This is a genomic window from Maribacter sp., from assembly GCF_049667165.1.
Lineage (GTDB): Bacteria > Bacteroidota > Bacteroidia > Flavobacteriales > Flavobacteriaceae > Maribacter_A.
The window spans coordinates 1-2,945 of sequence record NZ_JBATHS010000305.1 but is presented as its reverse complement, the minus strand read 5'-3'; the positions used below and the strand labels follow the sequence as shown (position 1 = coordinate 2,945).

The window sequence follows — 2,945 nt, the reverse complement described above, 5'->3', positions numbered from 1 at the left end:
CACTCCCCAATACCTATCGCCTTCTGGTACTGCTCCTCGGATCCCCAGTCGATAAAATCTTCAGGGGCTAGATTATCCACAGCGGCCAAAGGCTTTAGCAGGTCATAAAAATAGGGTTCTCCCTTTTCTTCATAATAAGACACATAAGAAGACCCGTTGCCGTTGCTTTCAAAATCATCCAATATCAACCGTAAAGCCTCAGGTCCCCTTTTACTGGGTATCTTTACCACTTTATCGGCAAATTTCCCATTGCCATTTCCTAAATTTCCGCCTCCCAATAAAACCTGTAGCGCTGGAGCTACCAATTTATTCGTGGTTTTAATCGACATGCCCTGGAAACCTATGTTGGCCATATTATGCTGTCCGCAAGCATTCATGCAACCGCTTATTTTAATGAGTACATCCGGGTTGTTTATATATTGCGGGTATTCCGCTTTGATTACCCTTTCCAATTCCTTGGCAATACCGGTACTACTTGCTATACCAAGATTACACGTGTCTGTTCCAGGACATGACGTAATGTCGACGGCCTTGTTATACCCTGAATGGGCAAAACCCATTTTCAAAAGCTCCGTATAAAAGAAGGGCACCAATTCTTGACGTACAAAAGGGATCAATATATTCTGGCGTAGGGACAAACGTATTTCCCCAGCCGCATATTTTTCGACCAATTCCGCCAATAATCGCGCTTTATCGGTATAGAAATCGCCCAACAATACTTTGATGCCAATGGCTACAAAACCTTCTTGTTTTTGAGGCACCACGCTGGTCGCTTTCCAGGCTTCAAAGGCCTTTTGGTCCACAATATCCACTTCAGGTATGGCGGCATTCGATATATTTGGTTTCGGATAGCTGGCAACGTCAATGGGAAAGCTCGCAATAGGAACGGCTTTCTGTTCTTCTTCCAACAATTTTTTGAATCCATCCAAACCGAGGTCTTTCAATAAAAATTTCAACCTTGCCCTGGCCCTACTTTTTCGTTCCCCATACCGGTCAAAAACCCGTATGACACCATCCATCATCGGAATTATTCTATCCGAAGGCAGAAAAGGGAACAACACATCGGCATGTCGCGGTTGTGATCCTAAACCACCCCCGAGCATTACTTTGAAACCCCTAATCCCATTTTCCAATTTGGCAATAAAACCAAGATCGTGCATATAGGACAATCCGGTATCGGCATCACTGGACGAAAAGGAAACTTTGAACTTTCTACCCATTTCCTGACTTATGGGGTTCCGCAAAAAATACTGAAAAAGTGCATGTGCATATGGGGAGACATCAAAAGGTTCATCAACATCGATCCCTGCCGTTTCACTAGCGGTAACATTCCGAACCGTATTGCCACAAGCCTCGCGCAAAGTAACCTCATCCTTTTCCAATTGGGCCCACAGTTCAGGGGTCCTATCCAGATCGACATAGTGTATCTGAATATCCTGGCGTGTGGTTATGTGCAATCGCCCCGTAGAATATTCATCCGAAACATCACAAATTCTCAGCAGTTGATTTGCAGAGACCTTACCATAAGGCAATTTAATGCGAATCATTTGTACACCGAATTGGCGCTGCCCATAAACGCCACGAGCCAAACGAAGGCTTCGGAATTTTTCCTCATCTAAGTTGCCCTCCTTGAACTGGCGAATCTTGGCCTCTAATTCGATGATATCCTTTTCTACAATTGGATTTTCTATTTCTGTTCTAAAACTTCGCATATGTTTGTTGTTGATAATACTTGTTAACTTTACCCAAAATAAATACTCTATTTTACCTATCGTTTTAATAGATAATTATGCCCGAAATATCAATAAGATTTTGTTTGAATACCTCTTGAAAATCAATTGATAAATCCTGCGCCTACGGTATTGTTCGATTGTGTATCTATTAAAATAAACGAACCGTTTGTGCGGTGCTTTTTAAATGCATCAAAGAAGATAGGCTTGTTCAATTTAAAGGAAACGGTGGCTATATCATTGATTATAAGGGAATCAACCTCCTCTTCGATGCCCGAATAATCCGGATTTATCTTATGGTGGATGCTATCTACTTTGGCCAATACCTTATTTACACCATGTTGTATAATGTATTTGCTGCCTGCGCTCATCTGTTTGGAGTCCATCCAAGAAATGGTCGCAGTGAATTGTTTATCTACCCTGGGCAAATCACCCACCTTAACCAGCATATCACCTCGACTTACATTTATCTCATCTTCCAAAGTAATGGTTACCGATGAGCGTCTTGATGCTGTTTGGTATTTTTTATCGTAAAAATAAATGTCCTTGATTCTTGTCTTGGTTTGGGATGGTAAGGCTACCACCTCATCCCCAACACTTAATTCGCCCCCATAGACCTTGCCTGCAAACCCCCTGTAATCATGAAATTCATCGGTCTTGGGTCGAATAACATATTGTACGGGAAATCTCGGCGTGCCGGCATTAAATATATCCTTCCTATCCAATTTTTCCAAATGATCCAACAACGTTTGCCCCGTGTACCAGGGCATTTTTTTCGTTTTATGAACCACATTATCGCCCTTAAGGGCGCTAACAGGTATGAAGGTAATATGTTGTTCTTGATAATCACGCTTCTTCATCAATGCTTCAAAATCAGCTTTGATGGCCTTATAGGTTTCTTCAGAATAGTCAACCAAATCCATTTTGTTTATGGCGACGATAACATTCTTTATCCTGAGTAGGTTATTGATGAAAAAGTGGCGATTGGTCTGTTCGATCACTCCCTTTCTTGCATCAATCAAAACAATCGCCGCCTGGGAAGTGGAAGCCCCTGTGACCATATTCCTAGTATATTCCACATGGCCTGGCGTATCTGCAATGATATAGCTCTTTTTAGGTGTTGAAAAATAGATATGTGCCACATCGATGGTAATGCCCTGCTCTCGTTCAGCGACCAGTCCGTCAGTGGCCAATGAAAAATCAAGATAATCATAT

General features: G+C 42.2%; 2 protein-coding genes. Both read right to left on the bottom strand.

All coding sequences use genetic code 11. The annotated features are described in order from the left end of the window. The coding region (locus WBM98_RS14355) for a nitrite/sulfite reductase (RefSeq protein WP_424366713.1) at nt 1-1,712 on the bottom strand (1,712 nt) is incomplete at its 3' end. A 122-nt stretch (nt 1,713-1,834) separates the two neighbouring features. Next, on the bottom strand, nt 1,835-2,945 hold a 1,111-nt coding region (locus WBM98_RS14350; protein WP_424366712.1), incomplete at its 5' end, for a sulfate adenylyltransferase subunit 1.